The following is an 18,967-nucleotide window of genomic DNA, read 5'->3' on the forward strand; positions in this document are numbered from 1 at the left end:
ATGCGTTTTGCAATGTTGTCCACGCTTGCCCTTTTGATGCCCATGCTGGCTGCGCGGGCGCAGGACCACATCCCGGAGAATATCCAGATCGGCCTGTCCACGGATCAGGTCTCGATTACCTCGGATTTCAGCGGTGCGGAGCTCACGATATTTGGTGCGCTCGACAACGCTGACCCATTGATTTCCCGGCAGGGGCGATACGACGTGATCGTGGTTCTGGAAGGGCCACCGCGTCCCGTGACGGTCCGCAAGAAAACCCGCGTCGCGGGCATGTGGATCAATACGGAATCGGTGATCTTCCGCGATGTTCCCGCCTCCTATTCCATGGCGCTCACGCGCGCACCGCAGGATATCACGGCCCCCGATGGCTATCGGCAATTGGCGCTGGGTGCAGACAATCTTCATCTTCAGCCGCTGGATTCAGATGGCGACCCGAAAACGATCGAGGAATTCACCCGTGCGCTGCGCGAACGCAAGGAAGCCGAGGGACTTTACTCGACGCGAGCGGGCGCGGTGCGGTTCCTGTCGCAAAGCCTTTTCAGGGCGTCGCTCAGGCTCGCCCCCAATGTCGCGGTCGGCACCCACAGGGCACGAGCCTTCCTGTTTCGCAATGGCATGTTCCTGCGTGAAACCTCGGCGCAACTCACCATCCGCAAGGCGGGGCTGGAGCAGCGCCTTTACCAGTTTGCCCATCAGAACAGCATGCTCTATGGCATTCTTTCCGTGCTGATTGCGATCGTTACTGGCTGGCTTGGGCGGCTGTTCTTCCGCAAGGATTGATCACCGCAGCATGCTGCCGGCAATGGCGTAGATTCCCTGCCGCCCCAGCATGTAGGCTGCCAGCTTCTCACGCATGAAAAGGCCGTTGAATGCGCGATCGAGTACGTTCAGCGTGCCGGTCAGACTGCCAAATGCCGGCATGATGAGCCGGCTACCATCACAGGCGAAACAGGCCCGACGCACACCACGCCCGCGTCTTACGATGCGCGCGCCAGGATGCAGGTGTCCGGCGATCTCGCCCGGGCCCGCACCGCGTGCAGGCTCGTGGCGGAAAGTGAGGCCGTCGATAGCGATTACCTGAGCGCAGTGGCCGGGCAGGTCGGGTGGCGGCGCGGGATCGTGGTTGCCGGCAATCCAGTGCCAGTCGCGCTTGTCGATGATCTGGAAGAGGTGATCGCGAAAAGGGACAGGCATTTCTGCGGCACCCTCTTCATCGTGGAAACTGTCACCGAGGCTGATCACCATTTCGGGGTCATAAGTGGCGACAACCTCTTCGAGCCGCTGCAGCGTTGCAGCGGTGTCGTAGGGCGGCAACATGCGCCCCCGCCTGGCATAAGCCGCGCCCTTTTCCAGATGCAGGTCGGAGACCACCATCAGCCCCATCGCGGGAAAGAAGAGCACGCCCCGCCAGTCGCACACGGCCTCATGTCCGGCAATGCGCACCGTCAGTGCCGTGCTTGTCTCGGTTGCGGGTGCAAGGCTGTTCATGCCTCAAGCGCCTCCTGCATCAATTCCTCGCCTGAAAGTCGCGACGCTTCGCCAAGCAGCGCCTCATTTGCATCGCCGGCCACCGCTTCCTTGCCGATTTCGAGCATGATGGGCACGGCCAGCGGGGAAATGCGCGTCAGCGCCTTATGCACGATTCGCCCGCGAATGCGCGACAGCATCTCGCCCAGCCTCCTGACATCGAGCAGGCCCTGCGCGGCGTCCGCCCATGTGGCCTGCATGAGAATGTGATCCGGCTCATGGGCCCGCAAAACGTCGTAAATGAGGTCGGCGGAAACGGTCACCTGCCGGCTGGTCTTTTCCTGACCGGGGTGGCGTTTTTCGACCAGCCCGGAGATCAGCGCACAATTGCGGAAGGTGCGCTTCAAAAGCCAGCTATCGGCGATCCATGCTTCGAGGTCATCGCCGAGCATGTCCTCGTCCAAGAGCGCGGCCAGGCTAAGTTTGCGACTCTTAAGCATGGCGCTCATGTCGTTCAGGCCCCAAACGGCGATCGCGTAATCATTGGCGACAAAGCCCAGCGGATGCGCACCGGCGCGCTCGAGCCGGCGGGTCAGGAGCATGCCAAGCGTCTGGTGGGCGAGCCGTCCCTCGAACGGGTAGAGCACCATGTAGAAGCGGTTGCCACGCGGAAATGTCTCGACCAGAAGGTCTTCGCGGCGCGGCAGAATGGATTTGTCGCGCTGGATGGAAAGCCATTCGGCGACCTGTGGCGGCAATGTCTTCCAGCGCTCCGGGTCGGCCAGCATGGCGCGCACTTCCGCTGCCAGATAGGTGGAGAGTGGAAACTTGCCGCCGGCGTAATAGGGCACCTTGGCATCCTCTCCGCCGCCTGCAGACACGAGGCATTCATTCTCGCGAATGCCCTCGAAGCGCAGCACCCTGCCGGAAAACAGGAAGGTGTCGCCCTGCGTGAGGGTTTCGAGGAAATATTCCTCCACCTTGCCGAGCACGGGGCCGCCGCGCGAGGCGTTGCCACGGCCAGGCCGCACCATGCGGATGTTCAGCATCGGGGATTCGATGATGGTGCCCACATTCAGGCGGTATTGCTGGGCGATGCGCGGATTGGCGATGCGCCAGAGCCCGTCCTTCGTCCTGCGGATGCGGGCATAGCGCTCATAGCTCTTCAGCGCATAGCCGCCGGTCGCCACGAAATCTACGATGCGGTCGAAGGTCGCCCGGTTTAGCCCGGCATAGGGCGCCGCACTCGCCACCTCGCCATAGAGCACATCGGCGTCGAAAGGGGCGGCGCAGGCCGAGCCAAGCACATGCTGCGCCAGCACATCGAGCGCCCCTTCCACCAGTGGCGGCGTGTCCTGCGCGCCCAGATAGTTCGCTTCAAGCGCTGCACGGCACTCCATCACCTCGAAGCGGTTTGCCGGCACGAGAATGGCGCGGCTCGGTTCATCCATGCGGTGGTTGGAGCGACCTATTCGCTGCGCCAGCCGGCTCGCTCCCTTGGGTGCGCCCACATGCACGACCAGGTCCACATCGCCCCAGTCGATGCCCAGATCCAGCGTCGACGTGGCGACGATGGCCCGGAGGCTGTTGGTCTCCATCGCCTTTTCCACCTTGCGCCGCTGGCCGACATCGAGCGAGCCGTGGTGCAGGGCAATCGGCAGATTGTCTTCATTGGCGCGCCACAATTCGCGGAACAGAAGCTCGGCCTGGCTGCGCGTGTTGACGAAGAGCAGGGTGGTCCGATGCGCCTTGATCGCCTCATAGACCTTGGGAATGGCATAGAGCGCGGAGTGCCCTGCCCAGGGCACACGCTCCTCCGTTTCCAGAATGGTGATGAGCGGCTTTGCGCCACCCGCCACGGTCACGATATCGGACAGGGCGCCGGGCGTGTCCTGTGGCACCAGCCAGCGGCGCAGTGCTTCGGGTTCGGCGACCGTCGCCGAAAGCCCGATGGTCTGCAACTCCGGTCGCAGGCGGCGTAGCCGCGCAAGGCCGAGTGAGAGCAGATGCCCACGCTTGGAGATCACCAGCGAATGCAACTCGTCGAACACCACGAATTTGAGGTCCGAGAAGAAGCGCTCCGCATCGGGTGAGGCGATCAGAAGCGCAAGCTGTTCGGGTGTTGTGAGCAGAATATCGGGCGGCGCATGCTTCTGCCGCTGGCGCTTGTGAGTGGGCGTATCGCCGGTGCGTGTTTCCATGGTCACCGGCAGCCCCATCTCGGTCACCGGCAGGTTCAGATTGCGCTGAATGTCGACGGCGAGCGCCTTGAGCGGCGATATGTAAAGCGTGTGAACGCCACGCCGCGCTTCGCCGGGCCGAGGTTTTGGCCGGTCCGCAAGATCGGTGAGCGTTGGCAAAAACCCGGCGAGCGTCTTGCCGGCACCCGTCGGCGCGATCAGCAGGGCGGAGCGGCCGGCCTGCGTGCGGGCGAGAAGTTCCAGCTGATGCGCGCGCGGCTGCCACCCACGCGTGGCGAACCATTCGCTGAAGGGCGCTGGCAGGAAAGGCGCGGCAATGCCGTCAATGGGGTGCGTCCGATGTTCCAAGATGGATTAGAACTAAACCAGAACAGACGGCGCGCCAAGAGGGGCTGTCGGCATCAGCCCGGATATCTGAATCAGGGGCGAGGATCAGACGCTGTCGCTCACCGCGCTCCAGGCAGCGGCGCGGCGCAGAATGTCCTGAAACTTTTCACCCGCTTCTTCCAGCGTGCCTGAATTGTCGATGACTGTCGCGTTTTCCACCGCGAGTTCTTTCGCATGCGCCCGTTCAAGACGGGCCAGAACTTCCTCGCGGGTTTCGCGGCCGCGGCTTGAAAGCCGCTCGGCAAGGACCTCGCGCGATGCGGTCACGATCACGGCGATGACATTGCCATAGCGTTCACGCAGGAGCGGGATGACGGCACGCGAAACATTGGCAACAGCCACATGGCCTTCCCGCACGACGTCGTCCACGCTGGCGGGCAGACCGTATTTCAGCCCGTTCGCCTCCCAGCTTACGGCGAATGCGCCTTTGCTGTCCGCGTCGTCAAAACTGGCGCGCGTTAGGCAGTCATGGGCCTCGCCGGCACCGTCCATCTCGCGCGTGATGACACGGCGCACGAAGGTGACGTCGCTGCCCTCGGGCCCGAGTCGCTGGCGCGCATAGTCCATCACCGAATCCTTGCCGGCGCCCGAGGGACCGGCCACAGCGACGAACACGCCATGCCGTATCGGGAAATCCTGCTCGCCGATGACGCGTTCCAGCGTGGCCGAGGACCTCATGCCACTCGCGCTCCCTCGCGCCAGACCGAGCGCACGATCGGCACATGCTCATCCACGCGCACACGGATCACATCGCCACGCCGGCCTTGTTCGAGAATGCCGCGATCATCGAGCCCGACGGCTTCTGCCGGGTTCTTCGAAACCATGGCGACTGCCTGCGGAAGCGAGATGTGCTCTACCGTCTCGCCCAGAGCAAAGGCGGCCTGAACAAGGCTGAACGGGATGTAATCCGACGACAGAATGTCGAGCGTCTTGCCTTCCGCCAGACTGCGTGCCGAAACATTGCCGGAATGCGATCCGCCGCGCACCACATTGGGCGCGCCCATCAACACCTGCATGCCGGCCTCGCGCGAAGCTTTGGCGGCCTCCTGCGTGGTGGGGAACTCGGCGACGCGCACGCCCTGGGTTGCGGCCTCGTTTACATGCTCCATCGTCGCGTCGTCATGGCTTGCCAGGATGATGCCCTTTTCCCGACAGATGTCGGCAATCGCTTTGCGATGTCTGTTGGAATAGGTCTGCGACTGGGAAACGCGTTTGTCGCAGAACTGGCGGAAATCCTCTTCCGTCATGCCTGTCTTGTTCATGTAGTAGACCTTGTAGGTCTCGATGCTGGTGAACTGGCGCTGGCCCGGCGAGTGGTCCATCAGTGAAGCAAGCTTCACCCGGCTGTCATTCCTGAAAAGCTCGAACCCTTCCAGGCAATCGGGCGCGGAGACCTCGCAGCGCAGATGCAGGAAGTGATCGGCACGCAACCGCCCGGCTTCCACGCTGTTTTCGATGGCGTGGCCAAGCTCGCGCATTTCCGGCGCGCCGAGGTTGCTGTCTTCATCAAGGCCGATGCGCAGCGCGTCGAACACGGTGGTAATGCCGGATGCGGCAATCTGTGCATCATGCGCAAGCACCGAGGCGATCGGGTTCCAGCGCACTTTCGGTCTGGGCGCGTAGTGCCGCTCCAGATGGTCCGTGTGCAGCTCGACCAGGCCCGGCAGGACGTAGTCGCCCTCCATATCTTCACCAACAGCGGAATTGCCGGCGGCAATGTCGGTGATGCGCCCGTCACGGATCGAGATGCTGCCTTCGATCACCTCATCGGGCAGCACGATGCGGGCGTTTTTTAGGACCAGTTCGTTCGTCATTATCAGGCGGTCTTTCTTGTCTTGTTCCAGCCGAGCGTTTCCAGGGATTTCACCTGGAACGGTGCGCCCGGTTCCGGCTCGATGAACAGGGCCAGCGAGCCAATCTCCAGTGGTTCCGACAAAAGCGGCCCGAAGAAGGCGTCGATCGCCCGTTCCATCCGGGGGGCTTCTTCCTGCGGCACGCGGCCGGTCAGGGTCATGTGGAAGCGAAACTCCTCGAACACGTAGGGGTAGCCCCATTTGTGCAGATTCTTGAGCTGCGCCGGCGTGAGGTTTTCCGGATTGCGCCTTTCGAGTTCCCCAACGGTCAGCGGAGCGCGAAACGGCTCAAAATACTCGACGATGCCGCCGGCCAACGCATCCAGCCGTTCCGAGCGTTCTTCGGGCACAAGTGCGAAAAAGCCGTCCAGCCTGCGCACCACGGCGCGCGGGATCGTTACCGGCTCCATCTGCGCGCAGAACTTTGCCAGCGCCTGGATCAGCGCTTGCTCGCTCTGGCCTTCAGCAAGCCGGAACGGGGCCTTCAGCGTCGCATGAAACCCGTAGCGGCGTGCCGCAGCTGTGTGAAATGAGATCTCCGCCGCTGAAAAGGGCCCTGCATCCACCGGCGTGAGCGATGCGCCGGTAAAGGCATCGCGTCCCAGCCAGCGGGCAGCGGCCCGCGTCAGCGGGTCATCCTGTTCGGGTGTGAAGTAGATTGCGTAGCGCATGAGCTTTTCCTCGCCGATTGCGGTGCAATAGGCGATTTGTGTGACAGGTTAACGAATCCCTCGAAAGGACCACAGAAGCTATCAGCCATTTTCCGCCGCGTCATCCTTCGGCTCCTTGCCTGCCGATGAGACGCTGACGCAGCGTGTTGGAGATGTTGTCGAAGATGAAAACCACCAGCAGGATCAGGATCACCATATAGGCAACGTTTTCCCAGTCCTGATTGGTGCGCATCGCCTCCCAGAGCTTGAGGCCGATGCCGCCCGCACCCACAGCGCCGATGATTGTGGCCGAGCGCGTGTTGGACTCCCAGAAATACAGCGACTGGCTCAAAAACACCGGCAGAACCTGCGGCACGACCCCGTAGCGCTGGACCGAGGATGGTGCTGCACCGACAGAGCGCACGCCCTCCCGCTGCTTGTCGTCGATGTTTTCGAGCGCTTCCGAGTAGAGTTTGCCGAATGTGCCGGTGTCGGTGAAGAAGATCGCCGAAATGCCGGCGAGCGGCCCCGGCCCGAACGCGCGGGTGAAGAACAGCGCCCAGATCAGCATGTCCACCGAGCGCAGGAAGTCGAACGAGCGCTTCAAGAGATGGTTGATGAAACGGTTGGGCATGATGTTGCGCGCGGCCGCAAAGGCGAGCGGGAAGGCCAGAAGCGAGGCGAACACCGTGCCCGCAAACGCCATGACGATGGTCTGCAGCAGCTTCAGCCACACATCGCCATGCTGCCAGTCGGCATTGTTGACAATGTTGTCCCAGGCAATGGCCAGATTGGAGCGGCCTTCCTCGATGCGCTCGCCGAAGAAGATCGTGCCCAGAACCTCGCTGACCGGCATGCCCCAATACGGCGAGCGCGTGTCGAAGAAGAAATTCTCCCAGCCGAGGAAGCGGCGGCGTATCTTGACCTCATCGTCTTCGATCTCCGCACGGCCGGCAAAGCCGAAGCGCACGATAACCTTGGCACCGGGTGCACGCTGGCTTGCCCAGTCGGGCAGGGGCCCCCGCGCATTGACCGCGATACGCTCCTCGATGTCGAGTTCCAGCGTCTCGCCCTTGTGCGTGACGGTCACGAAGCCGGGCTGAACGCGGATATGCGTGTCGCCACCGAACGAAACATCGGCGCTCACAATGGCTTCTTCACGGGTCACCACCGGTTCCGCCGGAGCGGTGTTCGCGGTCGGTGTTTCGGGTGGTGTGGAGGCAGATGGCATGGCACCAAGAAACCCACCGTCGTCTTTCGCAGCAGGCTTCGTGTCCAACGCCCCCAGGAAACCGGCGCCGCTGGTTGCGCCGCTGCCGGAGCTGGTGGCCTCAGTTGTCCCCGCGCTCCGGCGTTCCACGGTCGCCGTTTCCGTCACCACCCAGTCCGGTTTCGGATCGTCGCCCAGCGGCGAGAAACGGGGGAAGGAAACATCCAGCGCATCGCCGTCATACTCGATGTCCGGGCGCACCTCATAGGAAACCCAGTCGGCCAGATAGCTTCCTGCGATATCCCAATTGCCGTTGGAGATCACCTGCCCCACGGCAAAGAGCCACCAGGCGAAGATCATATAAAGCGCGACGGCTGCGATGATGAGCGCGGCGCGAAAGCGCTCAAGCAGCGGGCGCTGAAAAACATCCGCGTGGCGCGCGACGATGGTGTTGGCTTCGGTTTCGGTCATGGTCAGCCTCCCCGGCCGAATTCGAATGCCTGCCTGCCGACGATGCGCCCGCGTAGCCAGGCCGAAAGCTGGTCAACCGCGACGATGGTGCAGAACAGGAGAAGGATGATGGCGAGCGTCTTGGCCTCATGCGTGCGGCTGATCGACAGGCGCAGCGCCTCGCCGATACCGCCACCACCGACCGCGCCGATGATGGTGGAGGCACGGACATTGATCTCGAAACGCAGAAGCGCGTAGCTCAGGAAGTTGGGCATGACCTGCGGCACGATGGCGAACCAGACACGCTCGGTCCAGTTCGCACCGGCAGCGCGCAGGCCCTCCTCGGCTTTCATGTCGGCGTTCTCGACCACTTCGAAGAACATCTTGCCGAGCGCACCGACCGTGTGGATCGACACGGCAATGATGGCAGGCACGGCACCGATGGTCAGCACGGCCAGAAAAAAGCCGGCGATGACGATCTCGGGAAAAGCGCGGAGCAGCTCCATGAAACGGCGCACGAAGAAGCGCAGCCAGCGCCGCGTCGTCAGGTTCGATGCTGCCAGAAAGCAAAGGACGAAGCCAAAGCCGAACCCGATCAGCGTGGAAACCAGCGCGATGTTGATGGTTTCCAGCATCTTGTAGAAATATTCGGGCAGATAGAACGTCTCGGTGAGATAGATCCGTCCATCGTGATAATTGTATTTCAGGCTGCCATCGTCATAGGGCGAGGGCAGGTCGAAAAGGGCGCGCCAGATTTCCCAGCCATCGCGCGGCATCATCTGTCCCACGAAGTCGAACAGATAGGGCAGTCGGTCGAAGAACTTGCCGGCGTTCGATTCATTGGCAAACCAGAGCGAACCGCTCATGGCGAGAACCATGAACACGATGCCGCCAATGGTGTAGAGCCGGCGGCGTCCGGCCAGTTCGCGCCAGTGGCGCTCCACGGCCTGGCCGGCTTCGGAAAGAAGCGGGGAATGGGTCGTTGCTGTCATGTCTGGCACGCCTGTGCGACAACGCCGCCGGCACGGACCGGCGGCGTGTCAGATTGCGGGGAAGGGATCAGGAACCGATCTTGGAGCGACGGGCGTCGATGATCGGCTCGTAGAATGCCGGCGTCACTTCGGTGTAGCCCTTGTAGTCGCCGCCCTGGATGGCTGCGAAGCACTCCGGATCGGCTTCCGGCATTTCCATCATGAAGGTCTTGAACTTGTTCTTCATGTCGGCGTCCATGGAGGTGCGAACCACGACCGGACCGTTCGGGATCAGCGGGGACTTCCAGAGCTCAACCAGATCGTCCATGTCGAGAATGCCCTTCTCGACCATCTTGTGCAGGTTGCCGGAAGTGTAACCGTCGGAGAACTCGCCAACGCCCGAAGCCCAGGTCGTGCCGGCGTCGAACGTGCCTTTCACCACTTCGAGAACGAGGTTCTCGTGGCCGCCGCCAAAGCCGGTCTCGCCGAAAAATTCTTCGATGGATGTCCCGACGGCCTTGGGCAGCGTGACGGCGGGTACGAGGTAGCCGGAGGTGGAATCCGGGTCGGCGAAGCCGAGCTTCTTGCCCTTCATGTCTTCCAGCGACTGGATGCCGGAATCCTTGCGGGCGACCATGACCGAATGATAGCCAGTGGAGCCGTCTGTCTGGACCGTGGTCAGGATCGGCTCAACGGCTTTGGGATCTTCCAGATAGACCTTTGCATAGCCCGAAGCGCCGAGCTCGGCATAGTCGAGCGTGCCGCCGAGCAGGCCCTGGATCACGCCGTCATAATCGGCGGCGGGAAAAAGCGAGACTTTTTCGACACCCAGAACCTCGGGAAGCTTGTCGACCATGCAGGAGAAATTGCGCAGGCGGTCGGCTTCGTTTTCGCCGCCGAGAATGCCGATGCGGAACTCCTTCAGGTCTTCGGCCTGTGCGCCGCCGACCATCATTGCGGTGAGCGCTACGGCGCCCATAAGAGCTTTTTTGAACATGACGTCTCTCCATTTGGGTGCCGGCTTTTCCCGCCGGCGGGTTTTCAGGCAGAGCGGCCCGTTACGCGGGCCAGGCGATCCCGTGGGTCAGACGGCGGCGAGCGCCGGAGCCGCCTGACCGGTCGATTTCCTTGCCGGCTGTGGAGCCGGGACATTGATGCTGGTGGAGGTGATGGCTTCGGAAAGCTCCGCGCCTTCCTCGCCGCCATAAATGGTGCGCACCGCTTCGCTTGTCAGCGCCTGGGGCGGGCCGTCGAACACGACAGCGCCCTTGGCCATGCCGACGATGCGGTTGCAATAGGCGCGCGCCGTGTCGAGCGTGTGCAGGTTGGTGATGACGGTGATGCCTTCGCGGGCGTTGATGTCGGCCAGCGAGTCCATCACCACCTTGGCGTTGAGCGGATCGAGCGAGGCGATCGGCTCGTCGGCGAGGATCACCTTCGGTTCCTGCATGAGAGCACGGGCGATCGCCACACGTTGCTGCTGACCGCCAGAAAGGGTGCCGGCGCGCTGCAGCGCCGTCTGCGCGATGTCGAGGCGCTCGAGCGCGGCAATGGCGCGGATGCGTTCCTCGCGGGTGAACATGTTCATCAGGTTGAGAACGGTGGAACGATGATTGAGGCGCCCGAGCAGGACGTTGGTCAGCACGTCGAGACGCGGCACCAGGTTGAACTGCTGGAAGATCATCGCGCAGTCGCGTTGCCAGCGGCGCAGCTCCGCGCCTTTAAGAGCCGATACCTCTTTGCCCTGAAATGAGATCGTCCCTTCGGACGGATCGATCAGCCGGTTGATCATGCGCAAAAGCGTCGACTTGCCTGCGCCCGAGCGGCCAATGATGCCGACCATCTGGCCCTGTTCGATTTCCAGTTCCACATCGCGCACGGCCGTGTTCTGTCCGAAGCGTCGGGTGACCTGTCGAATTTCAAGCATTTGCTTATCCCGTTAAGCGCCGTATTGCGGCTCTCCCGCAGGCTTTTCGCCCTTGTCGCTCATTCGCCTAATGGGTGTGGATGAAACCTGCATGTCGCTTGGATGACGGTTTCTTGACAGTCCACAGTGCTGCCGCGCGCAGGGTTGCGTCGTGGCAATGGGGTCTTCTTCCTGGATATGTTAAGAGGCATCATCTTTAGGGAGATGATTGATGGGCACAACGCATTCCGGCACCTGCCTCTGTGGCGCGGTGAGATTTGAAATCTCAGGCTCGTTCGAGCGCTTTTATCTCTGCCATTGTTCGCGCTGCCGCAAGGGATCAGGCTCAGCCCATGCTGCGAACCTTTTTTCGAGCGCGGCGGAGATCACCTGGCTTTCTGGGGAAGAGAATATAGCGAGCTACCGGGTGCCGGGGGCGCGGCACCGGAGGAGCTTCTGCCGGTCCTGTGGCTCTGCTCTGCCGAGATCGGAAGCAGGCGGGGCGATGGTCATCGTTCCGGCTGGATGTCTTGATACACCTGTTTCCATGCAGCCGACCGCACATATCTGCATGTCCAGTCGTGCGGATTGGGATGACGGGCTGAACGAAGTCCCCCGGCTGGATGGCCTGCCGGGATGAAGCGCGGCGGGGTTACCGCGCGCCGCAGATCCGATCCTTCGCTTCGGCATATTCTGCCGCCAGGCGGTCCACCAGAGCGCCAGCGCTGGTGATCTCGCTCACCGCCCCAATGCCCTGTCCGCTTCCCCAGATGTCGCGCCAGGCCTTTGCGTCAGCGCTTGCGAAATTCATCTTGGAGGGGTCGGCTTCCGGGAGATTGTCGGGGTCCATGCCGGCCTTGACGATGGAGCCCTTCAAGTAGTTGCCGTGTACGCCGGTGAAGAGGTTTGAATAGACGATGTCGGCAGCACGCGAGGAGACAATCATCTCCTTGTAATCCTCGGTTGCACGCGCCTCCTGTGTGGCGATGAAGGGTGAACCGATATAGGCAAGGTCCGCGCCCATCGCCTCGGCCGCCAGCACCGCGCCGCCATTGGCGATGGCACCTGACAGAAGCAGCGGCCCATCGAACCACTGCCGGATTTCCTGTACGAGAGCGAAGGGCGAAAGCGTGCCCGCATGTCCGCCAGCCCCCGCTGCCACCGCAATGAGCCCGTCTGCGCCCTTTTCGATCGCTTTTCGTGCATGGCGATCGTGAATGATGTCGTGCAGCACGATGCCGCCATAGGAATGAACGGCCTGGTTCACCTCTTCGACGGCGCCGAGCGAGGTGATGACGATGGGCACCTTATGGTCGACGCAGACCCTCAGATCATGCTCCAGCCGATCATTGGAGCGATGGACGATCTGGTTGACGGCAAAAGGAGCAGCGGGGCGGTCCGGGTTTTTCGCATCATGCGCGGCCAGCTCCTCTTTGATCTGCGATATCCATTCGTCAAGCTGCTCCTTGGGGCGCGCATTGAGTGCTGGAAAGGAGCCCACAATCCCGGCTTTGCATTGTGCGGTCACCAGAGGCGGATGCGAGATGATGAACAAGGGCGCGCCGACGACGGGCAAACGCAAAGTGTCGAAAACAGCCGGAAGCGCCATGTTAATTCCCTTCAATTGACGTATTCGTAAACGTCAAAACTTTTACAGCATCTTGGTCCCGGTTGAAAACCTCCATCGCCACATTTTGCGCGCTTCTTGTCTCAACCGGGTTTAATGTCGTTGTGCCGCCGCCCGAGAAAGTCTCGCATCGCGGCAAGCCCGGCATCAATCCCCTTGCGCCCAAAGCCGATGCGGAAGCGCCCTGCTGGGCTTTCCATCAGCTCCGAGTGGTAGACGGAGGCGGGCAGCAACAGCACGCCTGCCTGTTCCACGAGATCGTGGCAGAACTGTTCGACCCCATCCCGTCCATTATATCGGGGATAGGCAACACAACCGCCATCCGGGCGCTTCCAGTCGAAGAGATCCGGGTATTCGGCAAAGAATGCGTCCATTTTCTCAAGGTTCTCCGCGATCAGCGAGCGGTTCCGCGTAAGAATGCGGTCGCGCACTGAAAGCGCCATCACCGCCAGCCGCTCGCTCGGGGCAGAGTTGCAGATGGACAGGTAATGCTTGTAGCGCTCCAGCTTCTGCAAAAGCGCCGTGTCACGGCTGGCGATCCAGCCGATACGCAGGCCCGGCAGGCCATAGGCCTTGGACATGACGTTGAGGGAAACGCCCTTCTCATAGGCTTCCGCTGCCTGAGGAAGGCGTTTTTTGTCATCGCTTTCGAGCAGGCGGTAGACCTCATCACTGAAAAGGTAGAGATCGTGCTCGCGGCAAAGCGCCACGAGGGCTGCGAAATCCTCCTGCGGCATCAGGGCGCCGGTCGGATTGTTGGGCAGGTTGACCGATATCAGCTTCGTGTTGGGACGGATCGCGGCACGCACCGCATCGAGATCGAGCCGCCAGTTGTCGTTCTCCAGAAGCGGAACGCCGGTCACCGCGCACAGCCCCAGCGGCACGGTTTCTGCAGCCTGGTAGTTTGGAACAGAAACGATGGCGTGATCCTCGGGTGAGAGCATTACACGCATGGCCGCATAAATGCCTTCCTCGGCGCCGGCGAAGCAGAGAATGTCACGTGCGGAAAGGCCGTCATAAGTAGCGGCAATGGCCTCGCGCAGGTCCGGCGCGCCCCAGGTTTCCGTGTAGCCGAGCCACAGCCTGTCGAGCTCTTCGCGTGCGGAAGGCCCGGCCATCTGTGTCAGCTCACCGAGCGTCATGCTTTCCATGTCGGAGGCGGTCATGTGATGCCGGGCATTGAACTCCCAGCGGGAAAAGTGAACCTCAAGCGCGAAATCCCGCATTCTGAACTCCTCGGGCATGGTTAGGGTGGAGAAAAACCAGGCTCGACCTCATCAGGGCGGAATAGCCTATTGTTCACACCTTGTTATGACCGTTGATTGCATACTCACCAACGGTTAACCATGTGACAAAGACAGGCAAAGAGGGCAGCCAGCCTTGGACGCGATAGAAAATGCGATAAGAAAGGCGTTCGAAAAGGGCGACGCTAGCAAACGGCCCTTTCGTGAAAAGGTGTATCGTTCTGCCTTTGCAGCGCTGGAGCGCACGCTTGAAGCACGCGACGATCTTTCTGAAGAGGCAAAAACTGCCAGGCGCGAGAACCTGAAAACAACGATCACCGAGATCGAGACAGAGTTCGTTCCTGCCGCCCCACAAGCCAGGGATCCGCAGGTTTCAAAGTCTGCGCCGCGAGAGCGGCAGGCTCCCTCGCCGCAAGTCGAGCCTGAGGCGCGCAGCGCCCCACGCCCCAGAGAAAAAAGCGAGGCGTTCGCTCCACAGATTGACCCGCGAGATCGCAGCGGCGTGTCGGATGATCCTTCTTCTGAAGAGGCGAAACGACGCATTCGTGCGGCCCTGCCAAGGCCGCGGCGCTCTTATGCCATGCTCTTTCTGATCGCGACTGTGGTGGCGTTTCTCGGCTTGGGGCTCTGGTGGACCATGTCCAGTGGCATTCTGATGTCCAGCGATGAGCGGGACACCAGTGTGCGCAACCCGCCGCTTGCCCTGGAGGAAGACAATTATTCTGCGGACGAGGAAACAACAGCCTCCGGGTCGCGAGGAAGCCGCGCGGAGGGCGAATGGATCACCATTTTCGACCCAACCGATCCCACCACCGTTTCTGCCCCGGATGGCGGGAACATAGACGTAATGCGCAATGACGATCAGGTTTTTCTGAAGGTCAGCACCTCCGGCGGGGCAGGCATTTCCTTTGATGTAGGGCGCGGCGTTCTGGAGACGCTCGCCGGACGCAACGCCATTTTCAGCATCGAGGCCAGAGCGCAGGACGGGGAGGAGACACAGCTTTCGCTCTCCTGCAACTTTGGCGCCCTTGGCGATTGCGGTCGCACCCGCTACGTGGTCGGGCCAACGCGTTCGGACTATCTCTTCGAGGTCGAATTGCCCAATCAATCGCCCAGCAGCGGCGGAACGATCACCATTGTTCCGGATGCCACCGGCCAAGGTCATGCGCTCGACGTCTTCTCCATCCGTGCGGCCATTGCGACGCAATGAGAGGTGCTAATCTTCGAGCATGGAGGTCAGGGCTTCAAGCCGGTCCGCTTCGGCTGCCGGCTTGTCCCAGCGCAGGCGGGAAATGCGTGGAAAGCGCATCGCCACACCTGATTTGTGTCGCGTTGAGCGATTGAGCCCCTCAAACGCGACTTCGAGAACAAGACCGTGATCGCGCTCGGCGCGGACTGATCGGACGGGGCCGAAACGCTCGATCGTGTTGTCACGCACATATTTGTCGATCTGCTTCAGTTCCTCATCGGTAAAACCGAAATAGGCCTTACCGACAGGGACGAGCTCGGGCGCGTCTTCGGGCCCGGTCCATACACCGAATGTGTAATCGGAGTAATAGCTCGACCGCTTGCCGTGACCACGTTGCGCATAAAGCAGCACTGCATCGATGATGAACGGATCACGCTTCCATTTAAACCATGGGCCTTTGGGGCGGCCGGGAACATAGGACGAAGCGCGCCGCTTCAACATCACCCCTTCAATCACGGGATGCGGTGGAGCACGTCGTTTGGCGTCCAGTTCTTCCCAGTTTGTGAAATCGACGAGCGGGGACAGATCGAAACGATCCTGCGACAGCCCCGATATCCGCTCCTGAAGTGCTGCCCGGCGTTGGATGAACGGCAATCCGCGCAGGTCTTCTCCTTCCGCCTGAAGCAGATCGTAGCAGCGGAGGAAGACCGGGTACTCGCCAAGCATCTTCTTCGACACCGTCTTGCGGTTGAGGCGCTGCTGAAGGTCCGAGAAGGTGCCGGTCCGCGTATCCGGGTTTCCGACCAGCAGCTCTCCATCCAGGGTCATTTCGGCTTCGAACGATGACAGGAGGTCCGGAAATGCACCGGATATGTCGTCGCCTGTGCGCGAATAGAGCCGTTTGACACCGTCTTCGCACACTGCCTGAACGCGGATCCCGTCCCATTTCCATTCGGCCGCGTAGTCGGCAGGATCCAGCTTTGAAAGCTCACCGTCGCCGACCGGATGGGCAAGCATGACCGGCCGGAACAGCGCTTTCGCAGTGCTGACAGGCTTTTGGGCTTCGCCTTCCAGCCATGCGAAGAGCGGTTCATAGGGTGGTTCGAGCCCGTGCCAGAGTTCTTCTATCTCGCCGATGTCCTTATTGCCGAACGTTGCCAGCGCCTGCTTTGCAAGCCGTGCTGATACGCCGATACGCAAGCCTCCGGTAGCGAGTTTGATCAGAGCAAATCGGGCAGAGGGATCGAGTCGATCGAGGAGACGCGCCATGACCGCAGGCGCTTCAGCCCGCCCAAGCGTGGAAAGCATTTCTACGATTTCGGAGAGCGGCGGCGGGGTTTCCTCACCCGGGGTGCTTGGCCAAACGAGCGATATGGTCTCTGCAAGGTCGCCAACATAATCGTAGGAATAGGCAAAAAGCACCTCGTCCATTCGCTCGCCGATCAGGGTCCGCAGCATGGCTGGTTTCACAGCGGGAAAGTCGAGCCCCCCGGTCAACGCAGCAAGAGCGTAACCGCGATCAGGGTCACGCACAGCACTGAAATGGTCCGTAAGCAGGCGGATTTTTCCGTTCCGCGACGGGGTGAGAACCAGACGGTCGAGCAGATTGGCAAAGTCACGCATCACTCGACCTCGTCTTCGTAGCCGACGAGGTTGAGAGGGCGGGCCTTGATGCCGTTCAGTTCACACCAGCGAACGATGGCTTCCTCGCGGCCGTGTGTCACCCACACTTCGCCTGCCTCCGTTTCTCGGATAGTGGCGATCAGCTCATTCCAGTCTGCATGGTCGGAAAGGATCAGGGGGAGTTCGACACCGCGCTGCTTCGCTCTCTGGCGGATGCGCATCCAGCCGGAGGCAAAGACGTTGAGCGGATCGGCGAAGCGCCGCGTCCAGCGTTCGCCGAACACGGATGGAGGTGCGACTATGACGCGGCCCGCGGCGCGATCGGCAAGGCCTCCTTCGACAGTTGCCGGTTCAAGTTCGCCGAGGTCGATGCCCTGGCCTTCATAATAGCGACAGAGTTTTTCCAAGGCACCGTGAATGAGGATCGGTGTATCGTATCCGCTGGTGCGCAAGAGACTGATGACGCGCTGCGCCTTGCCAAGGGAATAAGCCCCCAAAATGTGCGCGCGATCCGGAAATTGCGTCAATGACGCGGTCAGACGCCGGATCTCCTGCAAGGGGTCGGGGTGAACAAAAACGGGGAGCCCAAAGGTCGCTTCGGTGATGAAGACATCACAGCGCACGGGCTCGAAGGCGGCGCAGGTTTGATCGGGATGACGCTTGTAATCGCCAGAGGCGACAATGCGCAGGCCACTTTTCTCCACAGCGATCTGTGCCGATCCCAGCACATGGCCAGCAGGGTGAAAAGAAATGCCAACACCATCAAGTGTCAGCGTTTCGCCGTAATTGATGGCCTGCCGGCTTCGCGCAAAGTCTGTACCGTACCGCAGCGCCATGATGTCGAGCGTTTCTCTCGTCGCCAGAACGTGTCCATGACCCGCGCGGGCGTGGTCTGCATGCCCGTGCGTGATCAGGGCCCGCTCCACCGGACGCACAGGATCGATGTAGAAATCACCGGGCGGGCAATAAAGTCCCGCCGGGCGCGGCTGGAGCAGGTTCTGCGGCTTCATGGAATGAGAAGATAGGTCATTTTTCAGGCAGTGAAAGACAGACTTGTCAGGAGACATTTCCGGGAGCATAAGCGCTCACCGCCCGCATGCGGGCCTCCTGGAAAACATATCGAATGAAGCCGATTTTCTTCACTTCGGGTGATCTGCTCGCCGATCGCCGTGCGGAGTATGCGGAGATGCTGTTCGAAAGCGGGGATTTCAAAGCGGCTGCCGACCTGATGGGCGAGGCTCTGACCCGTGCGCCGGATTGGGCGGCAGGGCATTTCCGCCACGGTGAGATGCTGGCTGAGGCAGGCGAGGTCGCAGCCGCGCTGGACGCCTGGCGAAATGTCCTCAGGCTCGATGAAATGGATCGGCTGGGTGCGGCGTTGAAGCTGGAGCTTTTCGGTGCGCTCGATGGTCTTGGCGCTGTTCCATCGGCTTTCGTCGAAACCCTGTTCGATCAGTATGCCGAAACGTTCGACACGGCGTTGGTGGACAAGCTCGGTTATCGCGTGCCCGAATTGCTGGAGGAAGCGCTTCTGCGGATCGGAAAACATGCTTTCGCTCATGCCGTCGACCTTGGATGCGGCACTGGCTTGATGGGCGAGCGACTGAGAGCCCATGTCAGCTTTCTTGAAGGGATCGATATCTCGGCAAAAATGCTGAAGCGTGCGGATGACAAACAGATCTACGACCGGCTGGAACGGGCCGATCTCTCCGCACTCACCAAGCTGCCCCGCGAGGCCGATCTGGTGACCGCGGCAGACGTTTTCATGTATCTGGGTTCGCTCGACCGGCTTTTTGCAGCGGCCGGAGCCTCGCTTGCGCCGGGGGCCCTTTTCGTTTTTTCAGTCGAACATCATGCGGGACCGGAGGCAATGGTGCTGCGTCCCTCGCGGCGCTACGCTCATTCCGAGGCGCATTTGCGGGCGGTCATGGGAGATGCGGGATTTGAACCGGTACTGCTTGAAAAGGCAGTGATCCGCCGGGATCGTGGCGAACCCATCGAAGGATTGGTGGTCGTCGCCGAACGGAGAGGGATTGGCGCTGCAGCGGCCAAGGTCGCAGTTCCAGACCACCGAAAAGAGCGCCCGGAAGTCCACTAGGGTCCGGCCCTGGGCACTCAAGCGCCCCCCGAAGTGCACCAGATCGCCGTGAGGGATGACCGGATCAACACTCTGACCGGTCACCCCCAAA

The 18,967-nt window shown here is 61.5% G+C and carries 17 protein-coding genes; 4 read left to right on the forward strand and 13 right to left on the reverse strand.

All coding sequences use genetic code 11. The annotated features are described in order from the left end of the window. The gene (locus AC2CHD_RS09025; RefSeq protein WP_229450364.1) at positions 1–780 is read left to right on the forward strand and encodes a TIGR02186 family protein; all 780 of its coding nucleotides are present in this window, start codon (positions 1–3) and stop codon (positions 778–780) included. Here AC2CHD_RS09025 and pdeM read toward each other — a convergent pair whose 3' ends face one another. The 9 genes from pdeM to phnC all read right to left on the reverse strand — a co-directional run bounded on the left by pdeM (position 781) and on the right by phnC (position 11,116). After that, positions 781–1,488, reverse strand: coding sequence for a ligase-associated DNA damage response endonuclease PdeM (pdeM, locus tag AC2CHD_RS09030; protein ID WP_484553415.1), 708 nt, complete (start codon positions 1,486–1,488; stop codon positions 781–783). Next, positions 1,485–4,016, reverse strand: a complete 2,532-nt coding sequence (locus AC2CHD_RS09035) for a ligase-associated DNA damage response DEXH box helicase (RefSeq protein ID WP_484553416.1) — start codon at positions 4,014–4,016, stop codon at positions 1,485–1,487. Before AC2CHD_RS09035 ends, pdeM begins: the two co-directional genes overlap by 4 nt. Positions 4,017–4,100: 84 nt before the next feature. Beyond that, entirely contained in the window at positions 4,101–4,733 is a 633-nt protein-coding gene (gene phnN / locus AC2CHD_RS09040; protein WP_484553417.1) for a phosphonate metabolism protein/1,5-bisphosphokinase (PRPP-forming) PhnN, read from the reverse strand. Next, on the reverse strand, positions 4,730–5,869 hold the full coding sequence (locus tag AC2CHD_RS09045) for an alpha-D-ribose 1-methylphosphonate 5-triphosphate diphosphatase (protein WP_484553418.1): 1,140 nt from the start codon (positions 5,867–5,869) through the stop codon (positions 4,730–4,732). The genes phnN and AC2CHD_RS09045 overlap by 4 nt, the downstream gene beginning before the upstream one ends. A 2-nt stretch (positions 5,870–5,871) precedes the next feature. Beyond that, positions 5,872–6,579, reverse strand: a complete 708-nt coding sequence (locus AC2CHD_RS09050) for a DUF1045 domain-containing protein (protein WP_229450371.1) — start codon at positions 6,577–6,579, stop codon at positions 5,872–5,874. Positions 6,580–6,679: 100 nt separating this feature from the next. Next, positions 6,680–8,239 carry a phosphonate ABC transporter, permease protein PhnE gene (phnE, locus tag AC2CHD_RS09055; RefSeq protein WP_484553419.1) on the reverse strand — a complete coding sequence of 520 codons (1,560 nt, stop codon included), beginning with the start codon at positions 8,237–8,239 and terminating at the stop codon, positions 6,680–6,682. A gap of 2 nt (positions 8,240–8,241) precedes the next feature. Continuing rightward, complete coding sequence (gene phnE, locus AC2CHD_RS09060) at positions 8,242–9,210, reverse strand: phosphonate ABC transporter, permease protein PhnE (RefSeq protein ID WP_484553420.1); 969 nt, start codon at positions 9,208–9,210, stop codon at positions 8,242–8,244. Between the two features lie 67 nt (positions 9,211–9,277). Then, on the reverse strand, positions 9,278–10,186 hold the full coding sequence (gene phnD / locus AC2CHD_RS09065) for a phosphonate ABC transporter substrate-binding protein (protein WP_484553421.1): 909 nt from the start codon (positions 10,184–10,186) through the stop codon (positions 9,278–9,280). A gap of 87 nt (positions 10,187–10,273) precedes the next feature. Further along, the gene (gene phnC, locus AC2CHD_RS09070; RefSeq protein ID WP_484553422.1) at positions 10,274–11,116 is read right to left on the reverse strand and encodes a phosphonate ABC transporter ATP-binding protein; all 843 of its coding nucleotides are present in this window, start codon (positions 11,114–11,116) and stop codon (positions 10,274–10,276) included. 211 nt (positions 11,117–11,327) lie between these two features. Here phnC and AC2CHD_RS09075 point away from each other — a divergent pair, with 211 nt between their 5' ends. After that, positions 11,328–11,735, forward strand: a complete 408-nt coding sequence (locus AC2CHD_RS09075; protein WP_484553423.1) for a GFA family protein — start codon at positions 11,328–11,330, stop codon at positions 11,733–11,735. 12 nt (positions 11,736–11,747) lie between these two features. Here the strand turns inward: AC2CHD_RS09075 and AC2CHD_RS09080 are convergent, their stop codons facing one another. Beyond that, a complete protein-coding gene (locus AC2CHD_RS09080) occupies positions 11,748–12,704 on the reverse strand; it encodes an NAD(P)H-dependent flavin oxidoreductase (protein ID WP_229450379.1) in 957 nt (318 codons plus the stop codon). 101 nt (positions 12,705–12,805) lie between these two features. Next, positions 12,806–13,948, reverse strand: coding sequence for an aminotransferase class I/II-fold pyridoxal phosphate-dependent enzyme (locus AC2CHD_RS09085; protein ID WP_229450381.1), 1,143 nt, complete (start codon positions 13,946–13,948; stop codon positions 12,806–12,808). Between the two features lie 229 nt (positions 13,949–14,177). Between AC2CHD_RS09085 and AC2CHD_RS09090 the strand changes: the two genes are divergently transcribed. Next, positions 14,178–15,176: a hypothetical protein gene (locus AC2CHD_RS09090; RefSeq protein ID WP_484553424.1), complete on the forward strand. Its 999-nt coding sequence runs from the start codon at positions 14,178–14,180 to the stop codon at positions 15,174–15,176. Positions 15,177–15,182: 6 nt separating this feature from the next. Here AC2CHD_RS09090 and AC2CHD_RS09095 read toward each other — a convergent pair whose 3' ends face one another. Together AC2CHD_RS09095 and AC2CHD_RS09100 are read right to left on the reverse strand one after the other, a co-directional pair. Further along, the gene (locus AC2CHD_RS09095; protein ID WP_484553425.1) at positions 15,183–16,778 is read right to left on the reverse strand and encodes a cisplatin damage response ATP-dependent DNA ligase; all 1,596 of its coding nucleotides are present in this window, start codon (positions 16,776–16,778) and stop codon (positions 15,183–15,185) included. Then, positions 16,778–17,788: a ligase-associated DNA damage response exonuclease gene (locus AC2CHD_RS09100; protein WP_484553426.1), complete on the reverse strand. Its 1,011-nt coding sequence runs from the start codon at positions 17,786–17,788 to the stop codon at positions 16,778–16,780. The genes AC2CHD_RS09095 and AC2CHD_RS09100 overlap by 1 nt, the downstream gene beginning before the upstream one ends. A gap of 113 nt (positions 17,789–17,901) precedes the next feature. Here AC2CHD_RS09100 and AC2CHD_RS09105 point away from each other — a divergent pair, with 113 nt between their 5' ends. Next, positions 17,902–18,876, forward strand: coding sequence for a class I SAM-dependent methyltransferase (locus AC2CHD_RS09105; RefSeq protein WP_229450388.1), 975 nt, complete (start codon positions 17,902–17,904; stop codon positions 18,874–18,876). Positions 18,877–18,967: the final 91 nt, after the last annotated feature.

The organism is Nitratireductor sp. ATLC21, assembly GCF_057196525.1.